Raw genomic sequence first — 22,111 nt, 5'->3', positions numbered from 1 at the left:
AACTTCGGAGGCGCCATATGGTCTGGCTACGCTGCATGCGAGCATTTTTCGCCGGGCGCTTCGGCGCCTGGCTCGGGTTTTGCGTACTGGTCGTCTCGACGTTTGCCTGCGGGCGGAACGAGCGCCCGCTCGCTCCGCGCAGCCAGACCTGGGCGGAGCTGCGCACGGTGCGCCGCGCGGTGCTGGTCACGCCGCCGGGCGAGAAGGAGCGCGAGCCCTACCCGCGCGAGCGACTGGTCGATGGCGCGCGGGTGCGGGTACAGGCCGGCGGCTTGGCCTGGCTTCGGCGCGACGCCGGCGCCACGCTGCTGGTCCGCGGACCGGCGGAGCTCACGCTGCGCTCCGACGGCGTGAAGCTCGACTCCGGCCGCATCTTCGTCGATTCGCCCGTCGGGCGGGCCACGGAGATCGACGTCCCGAGCGGCAAGCTCCAGCTCGCGAAGGTCCGCGCCAGCCTCGACGTTTCCGCGAACGGCGCCACCGAAGCCTACGTGCTCGACGGCGAGCTGCGCCTCGGCGATGCGGTCCGAGCTGGCGCCGGCGAGCGTTTGCTGGCCACCCCGGGCGGGCCGCCGAAGATCGAGACGGTGAAGGTCTGGGAGGACTGGACCGGCGGGCTCGCCACCACGGATCCGGTCGCGGCCCCGGCGCCGTTCGGCGTGGGCACCGTCGGCGCTCGCCCCCCGGGGGACCTGGGCTCACCACGGTTCCCCTTGGCCATCCAGCGCCTCGACGTGCGCGTCAGCATCGACGGCGACTTCGCCGTCACCGAGGTCGATCAGCGCTTCTTCAATCCGAGCTCCGCGACGGTCGAGGGCATCTACCGCTTCCGCGCGCCTGCCGGGGCGTCCATCCACCGCTTCGGTGTGGATCGCGACGGCGAGCTCGTCTGGGGCAGAGTGAAGGAGAGCGCGGCTGCGGCGGCGCAGTACCAGTCGAACGTCTACGCCGGCTCCACCGAAGATCCGGCGCTGCTCGAGTGGGACGCCCCGGGCGCCTACCGCGCCAGGCTCTACCCCATCGGGCCGGGCGAGGCGCGCCGAGTCGTGGTGCGCTACACGGAGTGGCTGCCGCGGAACGGCCAGCGCGGCGAGCGCCGCCACTACGTCTACCCGATGGCGGCGGAGGGCTCGGAGGCGTCGCTGCCGCTGATCGAGGAGCTGACCATCAAGGTCGAGCTGTCCAAGGCGCGGGCCAACGACGTGCGCGTGGGCATGGCGGGCACGCGTCAAGGCAGCGAGATCATCGTGCGCGGTCAGGACTACGTGCCTCGCGCCGATCTGTCGGTGGAGCTGTTCGACGACGGGGTCAGCTCGCTCGGCGCCTACCACTCCAAGCACCAGCCCGATCTCGCGGTGCTGGCTCCAGACGCGCGAACCGACGCCAACAAGGCGGCGCTCGGCGAGGCCGGATACGTGTTGGTCCCCTTGCGCGCGACGGACATCCCCACGCCCGAGGGCGGTCTCGACCTGGCCATCGTGGTGGACGCCTCCGCGGCGAACGACGCCTCGAGCATGGCGCTGGCCCGCGCCGCGGCCCTGGGCCTGCTCAGCCACCTGGGCGACGACGACCGCGCCATGGTCTGGGCGGGGGCGGAGTCGCTCCGTCCCCTGCTGCCCGAGGCGACGGGGCTCGCCAAGCTGGATACCGCGCTTCGCCAGCGCTACTCGGCGGCGCTCGCGACCCTCGAGCGCGGCGGCGCCACGGATCTGGGCGGCATGCTCACGCAGGCCGCCAGCCAGCTGGATCCGGCGCGCCGTGGCGTCGTGGTCTACGTCGGCGATGGCCTTGCCACGGTCGGCGAGCTGGGGCTCGACGCGCTCACGCAGAAGCTGAGCAAGCTCCCGCGCCCGCCGCGCGTGTTCGCGCTCGGTGTGGGTCGCGACGTGGACATGCCGCTGCTCGTTGGGCTCGCGAGCGGGGGCTTCGCGAGCCGCATCGACGACGCCAACGGCGCAGCGCGCACCGCGCTCAGCGTGCTGGAGCGCGCCGAGCGCCCTGCCTGGCTGGGCACGGAGGTGGATCTGGGCGACGGCGTCGAGCGCATCTACCCACGGGGCTCGAGCGCGCTGGTGGCCGACGAGACCGTCGTAGTGGTCGGTCGCACCTCCGGCGCGCCACCCAAGAAGATCACGGTGACCCGGGCCGACGGCAAGAAGGAGATCCCTCTGGACTCGCGCGCCCTCGACGACCACGGCGACCTCCGGCGCCGCTGGGCAGAGGCTCGCCTCGACCAGCTCTTGCGCGAGAGCTCCGGGCGCGCCGCCATGGTGGACGTCGGAACACGCTTCGGCATCATCACGCCGGTCACTTCGTTCTACGTGCCGACGGCGCGGGAGCTCGCCGAAGAGCGCCGCCGCTACGCGCCGCCGGAGCCCGAGGAAGTGGAGGACACGCGCGCCGACAACAAGGAGGGCGGCACTGGCACGCGCGCCAAGGGGGAAGAAGGCTCGATGGGCAACCCTTCGAGCGGCAAGCGCTACGCCGTCGCGGGGCCGAAGGACAACCCCGATCCCCAGGTCGCGCGCCAAGCGGCGCTCAAGGAGGCGGCCGAGTTCGGCATGATCGGGCTGCTCAACACCGGAGCCGGCGGCGACCCGAGCGCGCCCACGGCACCTTGGGGCAAGGACGAAGCGGCTGCACCCGCGGCGCCCGCTGCGGAGCCTCAGGCCACCGCTACCACCGCAGCCAAGGCTGCCCCTCCCGCGGACACCCCGAGCGCGGGCGAAGCGGAGAAGAAGCCCGACACCGGCCTCAGCGCGCGCGGCAACATGTGGGGCGACGACATCGGCGACGCCAAGGGCGCGGGCGGCCTCGGGCTCTCGGGCGTCGGCGAAGGTGGAGGCGGCAAGGGCGAAGGACTTGGCCTGGGCTCGCTCGGCGCGCTGGGCCACGGCGCCGGAACCGGCACGGGTCAGGGCTTTGGCAGCGGCCACGGCCGCCTCGGCGGCCAACACGCGGGCGGCGCACCCACGGTGCGCATGGGAGCGACGCAGGTGACCGGCAGGCTCCCGCCGGAGGTCGTGCAGCGCATCGTGCGCCAGAACTTCGGCCGCTTCCGGCTCTGCTACGAGAACGGGCTCAAGAACAACCCGAACCTCGAGGGGCGGGTCAGCGTGCGCTTCGTCATCGACTGGCAAGGCAACGTGGTCAACCCGACGAATGCCGGCTCGGATCTGCCGGACGCGGGCGTCGTGAGCTGCGTCGTCGCCACCTACACCGGGCTCTCGTTTCCCCAACCCGAGGGTGGCACCGTGACGGTGGTCTACCCGATCCTGTTCAACCCCGGGGGTGGCGGAAAGGCAAAGCCCGAGCCGGAGACGCCGTTCATCCAGATCGGCATCGACGTGGTGCCGCGCTTCATCATTCGCTGCAGTGACGCCTCGGACCTGCCGCTCGGCGAGCGCGTGACGCTGTGGCGCGAGCGACTGACCAAGGTCGCGGGCAGCCCGGGCGGCGTGCTGGGCGTCTACCAGCGCGCGCTCGGCGGTTGCGAAGCGCCGACCTGGACGGAGCGCCGGCGCTTGCTCTCGCTGATGCTCGATGCGCTCGGCAGCGTCCAGCTTCGCGTCGGCTTGTGGAAGCTGATGAAGCGGGACGTGACGGCGGCAGATTCCCTCTACCGGGGCATCGTGGCGCGCATCAAGACGGCCCAGCAGATGCGGGAGCTGCACGCCGCGTTGGGCCTCAAGACCATGGACCCGGGCCTGATCGAGAAGCTCCTGAAGGAGACGAAGAGTCCCGCCGAGCGCGCCGCCAAGCTGCGGGCGCTCACGCGCGAGTGGCCCGACGACTTCCGGCTGGCGCTGTTCTTGCTCGACGCCCTGGAGGATGCGGGAGACTTCGGCGGCGCGGCGGACGTGGCCGAGCGCCTGCGCGCGCGACCGGACGCCGACGCGCACGTGCGCACCTCGATCGGCGAGCTCTACCTGCGCATGGCCGCGGCGGACAAGGACCCGAAGGCGAAGGCCGAGCACGAGGCGCTGGGCCGGCGTGCCTTCGGCGAGATCGTCGAGTTCTCGCCGGACGATCCGGTGGCGCGGCGCCGGCTGGGCGATCTCCTGCGCGCGCACGGCTGGTTCGCCGAGGCGCGCCGGCAATACGAGACGCTGGCCACCCTCACGCCCGACGACGCCAGCGTGGCGCTGCTCCTGGCCGCCGCCGCGGAGGGCGAAGGCCAGCTCGAGGCCGCCGTGCGTTGGACGGAGAAGGGCCACGGCGCGGGCGCGCCGGACGTCGACTCCGGTCCCGCGGCCACGGCCCGGGCGTTCGCAGCCACGTTCCTGGCCTGGGGACGGCTCTCGGCCCGGGAGGGCAAGCGCGAGCAAGAGGCGGCACAGCTCACGACGCGGGCCGAGCAGCTCCTCGCTTCGGAGCGCGCGAAAGCCGGCAGCGGCGCTCGCGTCACCCTGAGCTGGGCGCACCCGGAGCTGCACCCGGTGCTCTACACCAACGCGCTCGGCTCGGCGATGCCGGCGTCGGAAGGCGACGTGACGCTGGGCATCGCTCAGGCGCGTATGCCATCGAAGGGAGAGCGCTGGGTCGAGATCCGCATCGAGAAGAGCGACGTGGAGGCGGCGGCTCGCCTGGGCGCCGAGCTCACACTGACCGTGGTCTTCGACGAGCTGGGCAAGAGCGAGAAGATCGTGCGGGTGCCGGTGCGCTTCGAGCGCGGCGGACCGCCCATCCTGCGCTTCAACCTCGGCGCTGGGGAGGTGACCCGTGGCTAAGCAGCTGCTCCGTGCCCTGGCCGTGGTGGTTGGCCTGGGCGTGATCGTGATGGGCGTCGTCTTCGCCGTCCGTCCCAAGGTCGTGACCCGGGGCTCGAGCGTCGCGGACCTCTCGGTCGTGCACCCGAGCGTACGGGTGGACGGCGCCGAGCGTCGCGGCTTGGTTCGGCTCGCTCCGGGAAACAAGATCGAAACCGACCCGCAGGGCCGCGCGCGTCTGCGCCTCGACGACGGCACGCTGGTGCTCGTGGACAAGTCCACGGCGCTCAGCGTGGGCGAAGCCAAGGTCGAGCTCGGCTCCGGTCGCTTGTTCGTCGAAGGCGTGCTCGGTGCCCGCGCGGAGATCTCGATCGGCGAGGTCAAGGTGCGGCCCGGCGCGGCGCGGGTGGGCTTCGACCGGCGCGAGGGCCCGGCGCGGGTGTACGCGGCAAACGAAGAGATCGTGGTCGTCTCGGGCACCACCGAGCACAAGGTCCGTGCCGGAGAGTCCGCGGTGCTGGAGGGCGGGAACGTCAGCGTGCGCGCCGAGAAGGCCTTCGACGACTGGACCGGGGGGCTCGCGGCTCCCTGGGGTGCAGCCGGGCCGCCGCGCCGCGCGGTGGGCGAGGTGTGGGGCGCGGAGGCCGCGGCCAAGCCAGGCGATCCGGGCTCGCCGCTCACCATCCGCTCGCTGGATCTCCAGGCCAAGGTCCAGCCCGAGGTCGCCGAGACCCGAGTCACCACCACCTACTTCAACGGCGGCAGCCAGAGCGTGCGCGGTGACTTCCGCATGGCGCTGCCGCCGAACGCCATCGTCTCGCGCTTCGCCTGGGGCAGCGATCACGACCTGGCGGAAGGCAACATCGCCATCGCGGCGCGTGGTAACGCGGCGCTCACGCCGCAAGGTCACGCGCTGCTCGAATGGGCCGGCGAGGGCTGGGTGCGCGGGCATCTGCCGTCCATCGCCAGCGGCGCCGCCGTCACCGTGGTGGTCGAGTACATCGAGTGGCTGCCGGTGCGGCGCGACGCCGGGAAGCTCCTGGCGCAGTACCGCTTCCCGCTGGCCGCCGCCGGAGAGCCTCCGCTGATCGGCGAGTTCTCCGCTCAGGTGGACGCCTCGCTCGCCAAGCCGCGCGCGCTGACCGCCAGCTCCGGCGCCAACGTCGAAGGGACCAGCGTCCGCACCCGCCGCCCGGATTTCCGGCCGACCGCCGATCTGGTCGTGGACGTCGAGCTCGCGCCTTGGGACTCGAACGCGCGGCTCTACCTGGCGCAAAAGAGCGGGGACGAAGACGCCAGCACCGTGCTGGTGCGCGCGGACCTGCCGGACGTGGGCCCGGACGTCGGCGCGACGCTGGCGCTGGTCGTGGACACCTCGGGAAGCGCCGAGGCGGCCGAGCTCGACGTGTCGCGGGCGTTCGTGCGCGCGGTCCTGGACGCCCTCGGCGACAGGGACCAGGTGGTGGTGTTGGCGGCCGATCAGACCGTGCGCCCCGTCGGTCCGAAGGACATCGGGCCGCTCGACGCGGCGCGAAAGACGGCCATCCTCGAGGCGCTCGGCAAGCTCGCGCCGGGCGGAGCGACCGACCTCGGGCGAGCGCTGGAGGCGGGCGCGGACGCGCTGCCGGCCGACGCTCCCGCGGGCGTGGTGGTGTACGTGGGCGACGGCTGGGCAACGGTCGGCGACCCGGACGTGAAGAGCGTGGAAGCGCGGCTGGCGCGCCGGGCAGGCGGCAAGCCACGCGTCGGCGCCGTCGCGGTCGGTCCCATGTCCCATGTGCGGGCGCTGCGCGCGCTGACCCAAGGGTCCGGGCCGCTGCTGTTCGTCTCGGACTCGTCCGAGGCCACCGCCGCTGCGACCGAGCTGGTGGCGGACGCGCTGCGTCCGGCGTTCGCTGGAGTGGAGCTAGTGCTCGGACCCGAGATCGAGCAGGTGTACCCGCGCAGCGCTCGGGCAGCGTTCGCCGGCACCACCATCGAGGCCGTCGGACGCGTGCGCGGTCGCTCGCCCAGCACCATCACGCTGCGCTGGCGTGACAAGGCAGGAGCTCACGAAGACTCCCTGCTGGTCGCGCTTCGGGTCGCACCGTGGCCGGACGACGTGCGGCGCCGCTGGGCCAAGGCGCGCATCGACGAGCTGCTCCTCGGGCGGCGCGGCCGCGAGGCGGTGACCGACGTCGCCCTGCGCTCGGGACTGCTGACCCCATGGACGGGATTTGCGGTCGGGAAGGTGTACATGGGGACGGCCCTCGAGGCGCGCCAGCTCGACGTGGCGCTCTCGGACGTCATCTCACCCTGGGACGACGTGCCCATCGGCAAGTCGGCCAACGACTTCGGGCCGGGCGCGCTGACCAGCGTCCCGCACCCCGGGCGCGTCGAGGATCGCGCGGACGACAAGGAGCTCGCGGACGCGGTGGCCGCGGCGGCTGGCTACAGCGTCGACGGCGCGATGGCGTCGGTGCGAGCCTGCCGGGACTCGCGCGCCGCGCTCCGCCCGGAGCTCGCCGGCACGTTGCTCGTGTCGCTGGCCATCGACGGCAGCGGACGCCCGAGCGACGTGAAGGTGCGCGGGCGGAGCCCCGAGGCCAACGACGACGCGCTGAACCGCTGCGTCGAGGTCGCCCTCGCCGGCCTGTCCTACCCCCAGAGCGGACTCGCCACGAAGGTGCGGGTGGAGCGCGAGATCATGCTGCCACCGCCGCGCGCGGCGCTCCGGGGCACGAAGTGCTCGTCGCTGTCGCAGCTGCCGATGCCGCTCCGCCGCGGAGTCTGGCGGGTGCGCCTGGGATCGGAAGCGCCTTTCGACGTGTACACCTCCGCCAAGCGTCAGTGCGAGCTGAACGGTTGGGCCGATCGCCGCGCGTTGCTCGAGATCGTGCTGCTCGTCGAGCGCGACGGCGTACGCCGCGTGCAGCTCGCGCGCGCGCTCGAGACCGCGGGCGAGGTGGAGTCCGCGGCCTTCATCCGCCGCGAAGCGGTGCGGCGCGCACGCTCCGCGAACGAGCTGGTGTTGGTCAAGCAGGCGCTCGTCGGCACCGAGTCGTATCCGATGTCCGCGTTCCAGAAGCGCTACCGCGCGGCGACTGGCGACGAAGGCCGCCTCGCCGTCGTCCGGCAGTTCCTGACCATCGCGCCCCACGACGGCTTCCTCAAGGAGCGCCTGATCGTGCTCCTCGAGGCGCTGGGCAAAAAGGACGAGCTCGCCGAGGAAGCACGCCGCGTCCGCGTCGATCCGTTCGCGTCGGCCGAAGTGCTCGCGGACGTCGCCAGCGCTCTGCGCCGTCTGGGCGACGAAGACGAGGCGCGTCGCACCTTTGGCGAGCTCAGCGAGCGAGCGCCCGCCGACCCTTGGGCGCGGGCCTTCCTGGGTGATCGCCTGCGAAACGAGGGGCTCTTCGACGACGCTAGCCGTGCCTACGCGGCGCTGTCGGAGCTCGCCGCGGACGAGCCTGCCAGCGTGCTCCGGAGCGCATTGGCGCACGCCGGCGCCGGGCGCCTGGACCTGGCCCGGCGCTTGCTCACCCGAGTGGTCGAGACCGGAGGTCGCTCCGGTCAGGCTTCGGCGTCCATGCTCGCGGGGCATGTGGCTGCAGCGCTGCTGGCTGAGGCCCGTTCGGGAGCGGGCGTCGCGAAGGAGCAGACGGACGCGCTGACCTTCGCGTCCCTCGAGGTGCCGCGAGCGGAGAAGCGCCACGTCTTGCTCTTGAGGACGCCCGCGGCACTGCCGGGGCTGGAGGTGAAGCTCGTGCGCCGCTTCGGCAAGGAGAAGGAGGAGATCCCCGTGGACATCGCCGCCGCGGCGATGGGCCTCTACTCCCTGGCTTTCGACCCACAGGGAGCCGAGGTCGAGCTCCTGCTCACGCGCCCCGAGGAGCTCGCACCGGCGCGCGCGTACAAGCTGCGGGTGGACACGCTCCTGCCCTCGGATGCCCTGAGCACGCCACCGAAGCTCACGTCGTCGGAGCTCGAGCTGCCGGCGACGGGCAAGCCGGTGACGCTGCGCTGGGCGGAGGGCGGCTGGGTCAGCCCCGGCACGTTGTGACCCGACCCACGCGGGGTTCACCTGCCCGATTTCGCCCAGCGCCCCCAGGCGCCGGACGCCGGCTTCGCGACTGCGAAGCGCTGGCGCCAGTCTCCGCTGCGGATCCGCCGTAAGCCTCGCGCCTGTTCGTGGCGCAGGAAATAGGCATGGGCGACGGAGCCATCGGCCAGGCGCACGTCGCGCCGGATGTAGAGCGCGGGATGATCGCGGCGCTTGTCGCAGGCGTTCAGCACGTCGTAGCCGACCTCCCAGAGCTCGCCGGTCACCTCCGAGTCCCCGCCCTCCAAGAGGCCTGCCATGGCGCGGGCCTCGACCAGCGAGTAGCCCCGCGCCGTCTTCACCACGCCGTGGCACTTGGCCTTGGCGATGACGTCGTGCTCACGCTCCCCGGACAGGAACGTGCCGTAGACGAAGAGCCGAAAGGTGACGGGGCCCGGCGTGGTCAATGTCTCCACGCTAACGCGAGCGACGCCCGTTGTCGCTGGTCTCGTGCCCGGGCCAGCCGTACGCTGGCGGCGTCGCGAGGTACCCCATGCCGACGTCGTATCGCGAGCTCCACCGTCGCTCCATCGAGGAGCCGGAGGCGTTCTGGGCCGAGCAAGCCGCTCGCATCGACTGGCACGTGCCGTTCGAACGCGTGCTCGACGACTCGCGCCCGCCGTTCAGCCGCTGGTTCGTCGGTGGCGAGCTCAACTTGTGCCACAACGCCGTGGACCGGCACCTGGCCGAGCGCGGCGAGCAGACGGCCCTGATCTACGTCTCCACTGAGACCGAGGAGCGGAAGACCTTCACCTATCGTGAGCTCCACGCCGAGGTGCAACGCATGGCGGCAGTGCTCCAGAGCCTCGGCGTCGGCCGCGGCGACCGCGTGCTGATCTACATGCCGATGATCCCGGAGGCGGTGCTCGCCATGCTGGCCACCGTGCGCGTCGGCGCCATCCACTCGGTGGTGTTCGGCGGTTTCGCCGCGCATTCACTGGCCACGCGCATCGACGACGCCCGGCCCAAGCTCTTGATCAGCGCCGACGCCGGCATGCGGGGGGGCAGGCCGGTGCCGTACAAGCACCTGGTGGACGAGGCCCTCGGCCTGGCCGAGCACCCACCCGAGAAGGTGCTCTTGGTGGACCGCGGGCTCGATCCCGACATGCCTCGCGTGGCGGGGCGCGACGTCGACTACCCCAAGCTCCGAGCCGAGCACCTTCACGCGACGGTGCCTTGCGCCTTCGTGGAATCGAGCCACCCATCGTACATTCTCTACACGTCGGGCACGACGGGGCTGCCCAAGGGCGTGCAGCGAGACACGGGCGGTTACGCCGTGGCGCTCGCGAGCTCGATGCGCCTGATCTACGACGCCAACCCCGGCGAGACGTTCTTCGCTACCTCCGACATCGGCTGGGTCGTGGGTCACTCGTACATCGTGTATGGGCCGCTGATCCACGGCATGGCCACCGTGGTCTACGAGGGAACGCCGCTCAGGCCCGACCCAGGCATCTGGTGGCGCATCGTGGAGGAGCAGCGCGTGAGCGTGATGTTCTCGGCTCCCACCGCGGTCCGCGTGCTGAAGAAGCAGGACCCCGAGCACATGCGGCGCCACGATCTGTCGTCCCTGCGCCACCTGTTCCTGGCGGGCGAGCCCCTCGACGAGCCGACCGCGCGCTGGATCGGCGAGGCGCTCGGCAAACCGGTGTACGACCACTACTGGCAGACGGAGACCGGCTGGCCGCTGCTCACGGCCCTGCCGGGCGTCGAGAAGCACCCGACCAAGCTCGGCAGCCCGAGCTTTCCCGCCTACGGGTACGACGTCCGCGTCCTGCACGAGTCGAGCGGCGAAGAGGTGGCCGCGGGCGAGAAGGGCGTCGTCTGCGTGCGACCGCCGCTGCCCCCCGGCTGCTTGTCCACGGTGTGGGGTCAGGACCAGCGCTTCGTGCAGACCTACTTCTCGATGTTCCCCGGCCAGCTCGTCTACACCACGTTCGACTGGGGGATTCGCGACGCCGACGGCTACTTCTTCATCCTGGGGCGCACGGACGACGTGATCAACGTCGCGGGACACCGGCTCGGCACCCGGGAGATCGAGGAGGCCGTGTCGGCGCATCCCGGTGTCGCCGAGTGCGCCGTGGTCGGCGTCGAGGATCCTCTCAAGGGGCAGATGCCGGTGTGCTTCGCGGTGGCGCGAGATCCGGAGACGGTCGCCAGCGTCGAGGACCGCGTGCGGCTGGCGCGGGAGGTGCTGGCGACGGTGGACACGCAGCTCGGCGCCATCGCGCGGCCGCGGGAGGTGCACTTCGTGAGCCAGCTGCCCAAGACTCGCTCGGGCAAGGTGCTGCGCCGCTCGATCCAGGCGCTGGCGGAGGGGCGCGATCCGGGGGACCTAACCACCCTGGACGACCCGGCGGGCATCGAGCAGATCCGACGCGCGGTGAAGCGCGAATCATGACCCTCGGGTGCCCGAGGCGCGCACGGGGCACACGCTGTACGAAGCGTACGACCAGATCGTGCGGCAGCAGGGACGCCGCACGTCAGGCGGCGCGGCGGCGCGGCTGTCGTCGCGAGCCCACCTGCTGCTCGTACAGGCAGTCGAACAGGAAGTCAGTCAAGCGCGCCTCCGAAGCGTCGTCGAGCACCAGGAACGAGTACGCGAGCCGGTTGCCACGCTCGCCCACCCGGCGCGCGAGCAGGTGCACGGGTCCGTCGTTCAAGAGCAGGGTCGCGCGGAGGTAGGGCCAGGGAGTCTGCTTCAGCGCTCTGGGCACGCAGAGGAGGAGACCCGTCTGCGACAGCTCGGTGCACTTGAGCGTGTAGCTCACCTTTCCCTGGCGGGCGCTGAGGATGACGTTGGTCTTGGTGCGGGGGCTGGTGCGCTTCTCCATCTCGACCTCCGACTCCTCACTCTGCACGCCGCGTGCCGAGCGTCTTGTTCGCCATTTCTCGGGGAATCGTGTCCTGGTGGCAGGTGCGTCCGGATGCGCGTTCCAATCTGTCCGGATCATTCCTCCATGGGGCGACTCTGCTTCTTGAAGCGCACCACCACGGCTTTGCGCTCACCCGAGCCGACCTCGATGCTGGCGCCGCGACGCCCGTGCTCCGGGTGGACGAAGGTGACGGAGTGGGTCCCCGGGCTCACCGCCACTCCCACTAGCGGCGTGGAGCCGATGGGCCGTCCGTCCAGGACGACGTTGGCGATCGGGATCGAGTTCAGGTTCAGGTACGCGCCGGCGGCAGCCGGCTTGTACGGGGAGGGCGGCGCCGGGTGGGTCGGCGCCGGCGTCGCTGGCGGGTCGGCGGGCGTCTCCTCGGCCAGAGCGGTCACGGAGATGGGCTCGTCCGCCGGCGGTGCCGGCGCGACCGCGGGCGTCGCTCCCCCGCCGCCCAACGCGAAGTGCAGCGTGGTTCGCTCGCCCTTGGCTACGCTCAAGCTCCGGCCCGCGCGCTCGTCACCGAGCACGCTGACCACATCGAACTGGTGCGCGCCGGGCTCGAGCTCCACGCTGCACGGGGCCGTCTCACAGCCGAGCTGACCATCCACCAGCACGTGGACGCGGCTCGCGGCGATGCCTCGGGAGTCGGTGACGGTGACCAGAGCGCGGGCAGGCGCCGAGGCGGTGCTCGGGGTCGCGACCAGCCAAGCCACGGCGAAGAGCGTCACCCCGGCCGCGACGCCGAGGCCGGCTGCGCGTGCTGGCTTGCCCAGCCCGCGGCGGGAAGGTGGAACGCTCCAGGTCGCCGGCGAAAGCGAGGGACGCGACGCGTCGAGGAGCGCGCGACCGGGTGCCGGCTCTGCTTGGGCACGCAGCGGGCGGGCATCGGGTCGAGTCGCCTCGCTCGGGAGCGCGCGGGTAGGGGCCAGGCCCGGGGCCACGGGTAGGGGCGGCAAGCTGGGAGGAGGCGGCAGAGATGGCAGCGCCGGCAGCGGGGGCAGCGCCGGCAGGCGGGGCGGCGGGGGCAGCGCGACCTCCCCATGGCTCGGTCGCCACACCGGGCTCGTGAAGGACCCCGTCGTCTCGAGCTCGATCAGCAGCGATGGGTCGATCTCGACCTCGGAGACTTCGGGCGGAAGGCGCGCCATGCCCGGCCGGCTGCAAGCCGTGGACCAGGTGCCGCCACGGCAGAGCTCCGCAGGTTTGGGCAGGGCCCCTCGCGGCCCGTCCGGACGGCGCTTGGACCGGGTCCGGATCGGGCATGTAAGATGCGCCGTTCATGGCCGATCGCACGGTCACCGAGGCCGCCTTCGATTACGCAAGCGTGGCCGGACAGCGCCGCCAGGAGCTGGGCGTGGTGGTGGCCTACTGCCGGGGCGCGCTGCCCTGGTCCGTCTCGCGCATCGCGCCGGCGCTCACCGTGGGCCGGGACCAGACCGCGGACTTGACCGTGGAGGACGCGGGCGTGTCCCGCATCCACGCGCGTCTCGAGCACCGAGGCTCCGCGGTCCACGTCACCGACGCGGGCAGTCGAAACGGGACCTTCGTGAACGGAGAGCGGGTGCCGGACGGCGGAGTGCTCGCGCCGCTGGGCAGCGTGATCCGCATCGCGAAGACCCTGCTCGTGACCCTGGCCGACGTGGGCCCGTACGCCGATCGGCGGCCGCCCTTCATCCCCGAGCTGGTCGGCGGCGCCGCCCTCGACGACGCCCGGATCGTCATCGACACCGTGGCCGCCACCAAGACGCCCGTCCTCGTCCTGGGGGACACGGGCACGGGGAAGGAGGTCGTGGCCCGGGTGCTGCACGATCGCAGCGGGCGCCCCGGGCAGTTCGTGGCGCTCAACTGCGCGGCGGTCCCCAACGAGCTGGTCGACGCCGAGCTGTTCGGGCACAGCCGCGGCGCGTTCTCGGGTGCGGTGGGCTCCCGCGCGGGGCTGTTCCGCAGCGCCGACGGGGGCACTCTGTTCTTGGACGAGATCGGTGAGCTGCCGGCTCCCGTGCAGGCCAAGCTGCTGCGCGTCCTGGAGACCGAAGAGGTGCGCGCGGTCGGCGAAGACAAGGTCGTGCAGGTGGATGTGCGCATCGTCGCGGCCACCAATCGGGACGTCGACTCCATGGTGGACGCCAGCGACTTCCGCGGCGACCTCCTGCACCGACTCTCCGGCCTCCGGGTGGTGCTTCCCGCGCTGCGCGAGCGCATCGAGGATCTGCCGGCCCTGGCGCTGCACTTCCTCCACGAGAGCGGCGTGACCCTAACGGCCACCGCGCTGGAGCGGCTGATGTTGCACGCCTGGCCTGGCAACGTGCGCGAGCTCCGCAACGTGGTGCGGGCGGCCAGCGAGGTCGCCCGGCGCGCGGGCCGCGCGGAGGTCGAGCCTGCCGACGTGGCCGTGGTGATCGGCGCCACGACGGCCCGTCTCGGCCAACCGACGGAGGAGGCGGAGCTCGCCGCGCGCATCAGTCAGGTGCTCACGGAGACCTACGGCAGCGTGCCGGACGCGGCGCAGCGGCTGGGCATGAGCCGTACCGTGCTGTACGAGACGCTCCGCCGGCTGCGCCTCGACCCCAAGGCGTTTCGTCCCCGCTGATCGGAGCCGTCGTCACAGGTCGCGGCAGCAGCGGAACCCCAGGTGGTAGTTCCGGTGGCTGTTCCAGTAATCCACCTTGGTCGAGTGCCACGCCGGTGCGCGCCAACGACAGTCGTCCTCGTGCGCCTCGCCGAGCCCGAAGATGAACCAGCTGCCCTTCATCTCCGTCTCGCCGAGCCCGCCTCGCTTCCCGAGCTCTTCCGGTTTCATCGGCAGGTTCATGTGCTCGGCGGCGTTGCCGTGTTGGTCGTACACGCCGAAGCGACTGACGCACTCGGGGAACGCGCCGGCCGGGTAGGTGTTCGAGCCACAGCTCTCCCAGCCCCCACCGCCGCACTTGCCGCTCTTCTTGGAGCCGGTGGCGCACTTCTGGTGGTTCTTCTCCAGCCCGTAGGCCCAGACCTTCTCGCGCTTCTCGTTCTTGAAGAACTCCATCTCCATGCGGCGCTTCCGCTCCCACAGGTACTCCTCCTCGGCCGGTCGGAGCTCGCCCGCGCAGGCGCCTTCCCACTCGTGGGCGTCGCACAGCCGCTTGCCCACCGCTCGGCAGAGTTGCGCGGCCTCCTGCGCGGAGGCGTACACCAGCGGGTACTCGCAGGGGATGTTCGGGAATTCGTACTGATCGATGCAGGTGTCCGGCGGCTTGGCGGAGCTCTTGCCGCCGAGCGGTACCATGTAGCGCGCGCCGCAGAGTGCTTCGTTCGTTCGAAGCTCGAGCAACTTCGGCTGCTCGTGGAGCCCCGCGCGCTCCCGGATCTCCCAGCACTCGCTGCGCTTCATCGGGTGCTCGGTCACTTCGGGGTTGCCCTCGCTCACGACCTTGTTGCCCTCGACGATGGAGCCGACCTTGGCCAAGACTTCGTCACCGAGCCCGAGCTCCTCGCGCATGCGGCGGTAGATGCGCTGGCGCTGCTCCGCCAGAGACTTCGGCTCGGCGTCATCGGGTCGCGCCGGCTTCGGCAGCGGCGCCGGCGCGGCCTCGGCCTCGGCGTCGCTCGGCGCGAGATCGCGCGCGCTCTGCCCGTGCGCCCCTTCGGGCGGCGGAGCCGCGGGTGGCGATCGCCGAAGTCGCCAGACCGCGAGGGCGACGCCCAGGGCGAACAGCGAGACCACCGCGGCTCGGCGACCAGTTCGGTTCATAGGTGTCCGGAGTCGTAGCCAGAATCGAACAGGGAAGACAGCGGGCCACGCTGCCGTATAATCGACGCCATGACCTCGCGCGCGGTTTCGGCCGCCTTCTTGTTCTTCTTGGCGGGGCTCGCCGCGTGCGGTGGCGCCGGCAGCAGCAGCGGCGGGTTCAACCCCGACGGCGGCTCGGGCACCGGCGGCAGCGGCAACACCTCCGGCGCCGGCGGGTTCGGCGGCGGTTCAGGTGGCTTCGGGGGTTTCGGCGGCTCCGGCGCACAGGGCGGCAGCGGCGGCATGGCCGGCACGGGCGGAATCGCCGGCGGCGGCACCGGGGGCTTCGGCGGCACCGGTGGTGTCGGCGGCACGAGCGGCTTCGGCGGCACCGGTGGTGTCGGCGGCACCGGTGGTGTCGGCGGCACGAGCGGCTTCGGCGGCACGGGTGGTGTCGGCGGCACGAGTGGCTTCGGCGGCACCGGTGGTGTCGGCGGCACCGGTGGTGTCGGCGGCACGGGCGGTATCGGTGGCACCGGTGGCATCGGCGGCATTGGCGGCACGGGCGGCAGCGGTGGCACGGGCGGGAGCTGCACCAAGTACTTCAGCGACACTTTCGCGACCTCGACCGCGGGTTGGTCGCTCGGCCCGACCTGGTCCATCGGAGCGGCGATGGCTTCGAGCTGCGGCTCGTCGGCGGGAAACGACCCCTCCACGGATCACTCCGGCGACGGCAAGATCGCCGGCGTCGTCATCGGTGGCTGCTACTCGACCTCGGCCTCTACCTCGGACTACTGCCTCACCAGCCCGAGCATCAACGCAGGCAGCGCCACATCGCTCCACCTGTCCTACTGGCGCCACCTGCACACCGACTACCCGAGCTACGTGACCACGAAGGTCGAGGTCTCGAGCGATGGCTCGTTCTGGACGTCGGTCTACTCCGTCAGCTCGAGCGGCTTCGTCAACGACACCAGCTGGACGCAGCAGCAGTTCGACGTCTCGGCGTACAAGAGCTCCACCTTCCGGGTGCGATTCTGCTACAAGGTCGGCTCCGGCGCAGTCGCTGGAGGCGGCTGGAACGTCGACGACGTGGTGGTCTCGAACAGCGCGAGCTGCACGACCCCGTGATCAGCGCCCCTGGAACTCGGGCTTTCGCTTGGCGGCGAAGGCGCTGAGCGCCTCGCGCCGATCTTCGCTGCGCAGGCACTCGTCGTAGAGCAGGCGCTCGAGCTCGAGGCCGTGCTCCAGGCTGGTCTCGAACGACAGGTCGATGGCCCGGAGTGCAGCGCTCTGCGCGATGGGGGCGCCTTCGGCGATGGGCGCGATCCAGCCGAGCGTGTCCTCGAGCACGCTGGTGCCCGTGGGCGTCACCCGGTTGACCAGGCCGATGGCCAGCGCTTCTTCCGCGCTCAGGCGGCGACCAAGCAGGATCAGCTCCTTGGCTCGAGCCTCGCCCACCACTCGCGGCAGGCGCTGTGTGCCGCCCGCGCCGGGAATGATGCCGATGCCGGTCTCCGGCAGGCCGAGCACGGCGTGGGCGGCGGCGACCCTGAGATCGCAGAGCAGCGCGAGCTCGAGCCCGCCGCCGAGGGCCACGCCGTTGAGCGCCGCGATCACCGGGACGCGAGAGGCGTCCAGCCAGCCGAGCTCGGTGCGGTAGAGCTTCACCTGGTCGCGCACGGCGTTCTCGTCCATGCCCTGCCGCTCCTTGAGATCCGCGCCGGCGCAGAACGCCTTCTCGCCGCTCGCGGTGAGCACGATGGCCCGTACCGAAGCGTCTCCTTGGAGCTCTCTGCCGATGCGACCGAAGGCCTTCAGCGTTGCACGCGAGAGCGCGTTCAGCCGATCGGGGCGGTTGATGGTCAGGATCGCGACGCGTCCGCGCCGCTCGACTTCGACCGGGGTCTCGTCGCTCACGCCTTCCTCCGGCTCGTCTTCTTGGCCCTCGCGGGCCTGGGCGCGCGCTTCGCCACCGGCTTGGCCTTCGGCGCGGGCTCGTCGCCGCCGTCGTCCGCCCTGTCGTGGTCCTTCTTGGCTTTCTTCTTCTGCTCCAGCTTGGTCAGGCGAACCTGCAGCTCTTGCAGCTCGTTCTTCAGCGTCTCGACGTCGTCGCTGATGCGCTTGCGCTCGGTCGAGCCGGCTTCGCCGAGGTCTCGCAGGGCCTCGCGGATGCGCCGCGCCACACGTCCGTCCAGATCGCGCTCCAAGGCGCGCCGGAGCGGGCCGCGGCTCTTCGGGTCGCCCAGAGTCGCGAGGGCGTTCACCGCGTCGATGCGCAGGTGCGGGTCGGCGTCCTCGAGCAGGTCCTCGAGGTGCAGGCGCACCTTGCGCGTGTCCGCCAGCCGAGCCAGCGCCGAGATCGCCGCGCGGCGCCCGCGAGTCGGGTAGCCGTAGCGCGTCCGTTTCTGCACGTCGTCCACGGCGTCGTCGTCGCGCAGCGCCGCCAAACCGTCGAGCGCACCGGCGCGCGCGACGTCCGCCCACGACTTTCGGTCGATGAGCTCCCGCAGCACCTTCAGCGCGTGCTTTTGGCGCGTCCGTCCCAGGCTGCGCAGGGCGTCGGCGGTCACCAGGTAGCTCTGGTCCTTGCGCGCCAGCTTCTCCAGGGCCTTCGCGGCCCTGGGATCCCGGAACGCACCCAGGGCCCGGGCCACCGCGCGCCGCACCTTCGGGTGCTCGACCGAGACGTTCTCGAGCAGCAGCTCGAGCGCGTGCTCACCCCGGATCTTGCCTAACGCAGCCGCGGCCTCGGCGCGCACCATCCAGGTCTCGTCCGGCTTGCCCAGCGCTTTCCCGAGCGCCTCCACGCTGGGCAGATCGGAGCGCTTCGCGAGCGCTTGCGCGGCGCGCCAGCGCAGGCGCGCGGAGCTGCCGCTCTCGAGCTGGTTCCTGAGCATCTCCGCGGGCGCCTCCAGGGTGACCTCGCCGACGATGCGGAGCTCCGGATCGAGGCCGACCCACGCCGGCCGCTCGTGACAGGCGACCACGAGCGCGTCGCTCTCGGTGGTGACCGTCTTCTTGTGGCGGCGGGTCCGCCCCGCTTTGTCCGCCACCTCGATCTCCAGATCGAAGGCGAACACCGCCGTCTCGCCGGTCTTCTGGGTCTGCTTCACCGCCACGGTCACCAGGCCGTCTTCGTAGCTGACCTTGGCCTTGATCACCGGGTGGCCGGGCCGGTACACCCAGGCGTCGAAGAGGCGCTCGAGCGAGCGCCCGCTTACCTCCTCCAGCGCGCGCATCAGGTCGTTGGTCTCGACGATGCCGTGGGCGTGGCGCGAGAGGTAGGTCTGGACGCCGCGCCAGAACAGCGTGTCGCCCAGCTCGCCCCTCAGCAGGTGCAGGACCAGGCAGCCCTTCTCGTACAGGTGGCGGTCGAACAGGTCGATGGGCAGCGAATAGTCGCGGCACACGATGGGTCGCTGATAACGGCCGCTCGCCTCGCTCAGGTAGGACTCGAGCTCGGCCTCCACGCCGTACAGGTACTCGTCGCGCCCCAGCCGGTCCTCGCGCTCGACTTGCTCGAAGAAGGTGGCGAAACCTTCGTTCAGCCAGCCGTGCGACCAGTCTCGGCAGGTCACGAAGTCGCCGAACCACTGGTGCGCCAGCTCGTGCGCGACCAGGTCGTGACTGACGACGTCGATGGCAGCGCGCGCGTCGAGCAGGATGTGCTCGTACATCGTGGTCGCGGTGGTGTTTTCCATGCCGCCGAAGATGAAGTCGCTGACGACGATCTGCGAGTAGCGGCTCCACGGGTAGGGTACGCCGGTCAGCTTGCCGAACAGCTCGATCATGCGCGGCGTCTCAGAGAACGCGCGCTGGCCGTCGGCCTTTCTGCCCGGCGGCACCCAATACGTCACCGGCACGGCGCGGCCTTCGCCCACGATGGCGTCGCGATCTTCGAGCACCTCGAAGCGTCCGGCGACCAGCGTCATCAGGTAGCTCGGGTGCGGCTGGTTCATCTTGAAGTGGAAGACCCAGGGGCTCGCACCCTTCGGTGTGTCCTTGAACACGAGATCGCCGTTCGAGAGCACCGAGTGCCCCTCGGAGACGCGCACGCGCATCTCGGTGGTCATCTTCACGTGGGGCTTGTCGTGGCACGGGAACCAGTGCCGCGCGTCCTCGTCCTGACACTGGCTCCAGACCTGCTCCGGGCGGTCCTTGACCACCTCGTCCGGAGCCAGGAAGTACAGGCCGCGCTTGGGCGTGGCGCGGTAGTCGACCTCGAGCTTGCCCTTCTCGACTCGCGGCGGCACGCTGACGTGAATCTGGTCGCCGTCGTATTCGTACGGCACGTCGGACCAGCCGCTGCCGGTGTCGATGCGGACTCGCCTGAGCTCGAAGCCGAGCGCGTCGAGGCTCAGCGTGTCGCTCGTGGGAGAGACGCGTTCGAAGTCCAGGGTGGCCGAGCCGGACACGGACTTCTTGGCGAAGTGCAGCTGCAGGTCGAGCGACAGGTGCAGGATGCGGAAAGGGCGGTCGCGCTCGTATTTCCGCTCGGTGCCGGACAGGGCGAACGGCGGGGCCGCCGCCGCGGCGCAGGAACAGCGCGCGTGGTGTCGCTGGGAGAGAGCCATGGCAGAAGTCCCGAATACCCCGGCGCGGATCGGGTCCGCAAGGACCGAGGTGTCGAGCCGGCGCCCCAGGGTGAGGTTGGCGGCGCTGGCGGGGCCCGCTAAGCTGTCCGAGATGGTGCGGAAGCTCGTTCGCTGGCTGCCTGCGCTCGCGCTGCTCGGCTCGGTCTCGTGCGCGTTCCTCCTCGACTTCGACGAGCTGAAAGGAGAGCCCGGCGACGCGGGCTCGGATACCTCCTCGGGGGGAGTAGCCGGCGGCGGGGGAAGCGGCGGTGCCGTCGGCGGCAGCGCTGGGGTCGCGGGCTCAGGCGGCAGCGCGGGGGACGCGGGACCTTGCGGGAAGTCGTGCGACGACGGCGACCCGTGCACCACCGACGTCTGCCTCACTCCCGAAGGCGGAACGCCCACCTGCGGGCACGTCGGCAAATTGTACGACGACGGGCAGCTCGATTTGCCAGCGGAAGAGTACCTGGGCGGGCTCAGCGCCGTCGGCGGTTCCGACCGCTTTTACGTCTCGAAGTACTTCGGCACGAAGCTCGGCGATGCCGGCACGTGGCAGTTCGACAGCTCCGTGTTCGCCGTACCGGTGGACGGTTCGCTGCAGAAGACCGCCGAGTACCCGCTCGGGCCGTCGTTCGGCGGTGGCCCTCGCGGTCCGGTGTCGTTGGTCCATGACGGGAGCGACCTCATCGGCTTCCTCGCCGTGCAAGTCTCTGGCTTCGACTGGCGCGTGAAGCAGCTCGCGTTTCCAGCCGACCTGGGCGCGGCCCCCACGGCCGCCGATGTCTGCTCCGGCGCCTGCTACGACCTGACGATAGACGGGACGCTGCGCCCCGAAGGATTCCTGGGACCGAGCGGTGAACCTGGCGCCATGTGGATCGGGCCGAACGGCATCTGGATCGGCAACGCGTCGACGAAGCCCACGCAGAAGACCATCACTGCGTCAAAGGTCACTGGGCTCGCACCAGTCATTTCCGAGTCGGCAATCGGCGCGTTCTGGCGAGACGACACCACGCTGAACGTGACCATTACCGGCACGTCCGAGACCAGCATGACGCCGGCCTCGTGCGACACCACGAAGGGCTTCTTCGGCGGACTCGTCGCCGCGGGGCGCGGCCGACTCTGGACCGGCGCGTTCACGACCAACATCGTCGCCGCTGGGCCGTCCACGGAGTTCAACTCGTTCCTGATCACCGGGAACCAAGTGCAGGAGCTCTCGAGCTGCAAGTCCAACCCGGAGTCGTTGATCCAGGGCGTCAATCTGCCCGGTATGACCGCGTTCAAACGACCGGCGTCCTCGCCGGACGAGCGCGTGCACTTCGCGGTCGCGGGCATCAATGCGGCAGAATCTTCGCTCGCCTTGACCGCGAGCTACGTCGAGCTCCAGCCGGGGAAGGCCGAGCTCGCGGGTATCGCGAAATTCGAGATGACTGGAAGCCCTTCGACGAAGCTTCCGAGCTCCAAGGGCGTCGATCAACCCGTCGTGGCCCACGCCGGCGACAAGCTGCTGGTCGCCTGGCGGGACTCGGGAGCGGCGGGAGGGTTCCAGGCCACCCTGCGCCTGCGCCGCTTCAAGCTCTGTCAGTGAGCGGACGGCGGCGTGTGCGAGGGCACGGCGCCGGGGAAATGCATCACCCTTGCCGGCTCGGTCGACTGAGCCCAGCTACCGCACCACCACGGCGACCTTGCGCGATTCGCCGCGCGACTCGAGGGTGACCACGCAGCGCACCGGACCGGTGAAGCCGCCCGCGCACGCAGGATGCTCCCGACCCCCGCTCGGTGTCGGGTCACCTGCTTGGAGCTCGATCACCTCCGCGGGGCGACAGGGGACGATGCGGTCCGCCTCGGGTACGACGCACCCGGGCGCCGTGGGCGCACAGTGCGCGTAGCTCTCGTAGCTGGCGCGCGCGAACAGCCTGCGGGCCACCGAGCAGAAGCGAATCGGCGCGGCCGGCTCGCCGGGGCCCATGCTGTCACCCGCGCTCCAGAACACCCGATCTCGGTGCCAGGCGAGCTGACGCCCGAGCTGCCTTGCGATCTCGAGCTTCGCGGAGCGCTCGCGCCAGGCGTTGCCGAGGAAGCCCGTCGCGACCACGAGCCCCAGGCCCAGAGCGCCGAAGAGCGCAGCGCGCCTCATGCTCGGCCTCTAGCGCCGGCCAAGG

General features: G+C 71.3%; 12 protein-coding genes and 1 pseudogene. 6 read left to right on the top strand and 7 right to left on the bottom strand.

Going from position 1 to position 22,111, the window contains the following annotated elements:
- Positions 1 to 35: 35 nt before the first annotated feature.
- Positions 36 to 4,730, top strand: a complete 4,695-nt coding sequence (locus HS104_29435; protein ID MBE7484078.1) for an AgmX/PglI C-terminal domain-containing protein — start codon at positions 36 to 38, stop codon at positions 4,728 to 4,730.
- A complete protein-coding gene (locus HS104_29430) occupies positions 4,723 to 8,751 on the top strand; it encodes a VWA domain-containing protein (protein ID MBE7484077.1) in 4,029 nt (1,342 codons plus the stop codon). The genes HS104_29435 and HS104_29430 overlap by 8 nt, the downstream gene beginning before the upstream one ends.
- A 17-nt stretch (positions 8,752 to 8,768) precedes the next feature.
- Here HS104_29430 and HS104_29425 read toward each other — a convergent pair whose 3' ends face one another.
- Entirely contained in the window at positions 8,769 to 9,197 is a 429-nt protein-coding gene (locus HS104_29425; GenBank protein ID MBE7484076.1) for a gamma-glutamylcyclotransferase, read from the bottom strand.
- Between the two features lie 86 nt (positions 9,198 to 9,283).
- Here HS104_29425 and HS104_29420 point away from each other — a divergent pair, with 86 nt between their 5' ends.
- The gene (locus tag HS104_29420) at positions 9,284 to 11,188 is read left to right on the top strand and encodes a propionate--CoA ligase (protein ID MBE7484075.1); all 1,905 of its coding nucleotides are present in this window, start codon (positions 9,284 to 9,286) and stop codon (positions 11,186 to 11,188) included.
- Positions 11,189 to 11,270: 82 nt separating this feature from the next.
- On the opposite strand, the gene HS104_29415 is transcribed toward HS104_29420, so the two are convergent.
- Positions 11,271 to 11,648 (bottom strand): PilZ domain-containing protein, encoded by a 378-nt coding sequence (locus HS104_29415; GenBank protein MBE7484074.1) that lies wholly within the window; start codon positions 11,646 to 11,648, stop codon positions 11,271 to 11,273.
- An 89-nt stretch (positions 11,649 to 11,737) separates the two neighbouring features.
- A complete protein-coding gene (locus tag HS104_29410; GenBank protein ID MBE7484073.1) occupies positions 11,738 to 12,067 on the bottom strand; it encodes a PEGA domain-containing protein in 330 nt (109 codons plus the stop codon).
- Between the two features lie 881 nt (positions 12,068 to 12,948).
- On the opposite strand from HS104_29410, the gene HS104_29405 reads away from it, so the two are divergent.
- A complete protein-coding gene (locus tag HS104_29405; protein ID MBE7484072.1) occupies positions 12,949 to 14,259 on the top strand; it encodes a sigma 54-interacting transcriptional regulator in 1,311 nt (436 codons plus the stop codon).
- A 12-nt stretch (positions 14,260 to 14,271) separates the two neighbouring features.
- Here the strand turns inward: HS104_29405 and HS104_29400 are convergent, their stop codons facing one another.
- Positions 14,272 to 15,399 (bottom strand): SUMF1/EgtB/PvdO family nonheme iron enzyme, encoded by a 1,128-nt coding sequence (locus HS104_29400; protein ID MBE7484071.1) that lies wholly within the window; start codon positions 15,397 to 15,399, stop codon positions 14,272 to 14,274.
- 69 nt (positions 15,400 to 15,468) lie between these two features.
- On the opposite strand from HS104_29400, the gene HS104_29395 reads away from it, so the two are divergent.
- Positions 15,469 to 16,506 (top strand): hypothetical protein, encoded by a 1,038-nt coding sequence (locus HS104_29395; GenBank protein MBE7484070.1) that lies wholly within the window; start codon positions 15,469 to 15,471, stop codon positions 16,504 to 16,506.
- Here the strand turns inward: HS104_29395 and HS104_29390 are convergent, their stop codons facing one another.
- The gene (locus tag HS104_29390; protein ID MBE7484069.1) at positions 16,507 to 17,295 is read right to left on the bottom strand and encodes an enoyl-CoA hydratase/isomerase family protein; all 789 of its coding nucleotides are present in this window, start codon (positions 17,293 to 17,295) and stop codon (positions 16,507 to 16,509) included. It lies immediately after the preceding gene.
- On the bottom strand, positions 17,292 to 19,952 hold the full coding sequence (locus HS104_29385; GenBank protein ID MBE7484068.1) for a HEAT repeat domain-containing protein: 2,661 nt from the start codon (positions 19,950 to 19,952) through the stop codon (positions 17,292 to 17,294). Before HS104_29385 ends, HS104_29390 begins: the two co-directional genes overlap by 4 nt.
- Positions 19,953 to 20,202: 250 nt before the next feature.
- Here HS104_29385 and HS104_29380 point away from each other — a divergent pair.
- Positions 20,203 to 20,280 (top strand): annotated as a pseudogene (locus HS104_29380) (PE-PGRS family protein).
- A 1,332-nt stretch (positions 20,281 to 21,612) separates the two neighbouring features.
- Here HS104_29380 and HS104_29375 read toward each other — a convergent pair.
- Positions 21,613 to 22,086, bottom strand: a complete 474-nt coding sequence (locus HS104_29375; protein MBE7484067.1) for a hypothetical protein — start codon at positions 22,084 to 22,086, stop codon at positions 21,613 to 21,615.
- Between the last annotated feature and the right edge of the window lie 25 nt (positions 22,087 to 22,111).

The sequence above is a fragment of the Polyangiaceae bacterium genome (genome assembly GCA_015075635.1).
In the GTDB taxonomy this organism is placed as follows: domain Bacteria; phylum Myxococcota_A; class Polyangia; order Polyangiales; family Polyangiaceae; genus JADJKB01.
This window is presented reverse-complemented; position numbering and strand designations above follow the sequence as displayed.

Excerpts from the sequence above, each read along its gene's own strand:
- HS104_29405 (MBE7484072.1), top strand. The coding sequence starts at position 12,949 with ATGGCCGATCGCACGGTCACCGAGGCCGCCTTCGATTACGCAAGCGTG.
- HS104_29420 (MBE7484075.1), top strand. The coding sequence starts at position 9,284 with ATGCCGACGTCGTATCGCGAGCTCCACCGTCGCTCCATCGAGGAGCCG.
- HS104_29385 (MBE7484068.1), bottom strand. The coding sequence starts at position 19,952 with ATGGCTCTCTCCCAGCGACACCACGCGCGCTGTTCCTGCGCCGCGGCG.
- HS104_29395 (MBE7484070.1), top strand. The coding sequence starts at position 15,469 with ATGACCTCGCGCGCGGTTTCGGCCGCCTTCTTGTTCTTCTTGGCGGGG.
- HS104_29375 (MBE7484067.1), bottom strand. The coding sequence starts at position 22,086 with ATGAGGCGCGCTGCGCTCTTCGGCGCTCTGGGCCTGGGGCTCGTGGTC.
- HS104_29435 (MBE7484078.1), top strand. The coding sequence starts at position 36 with ATGCGAGCATTTTTCGCCGGGCGCTTCGGCGCCTGGCTCGGGTTTTGC.
- HS104_29400 (MBE7484071.1), bottom strand. The coding sequence starts at position 15,399 with ATGAACCGAACTGGTCGCCGAGCCGCGGTGGTCTCGCTGTTCGCCCTG.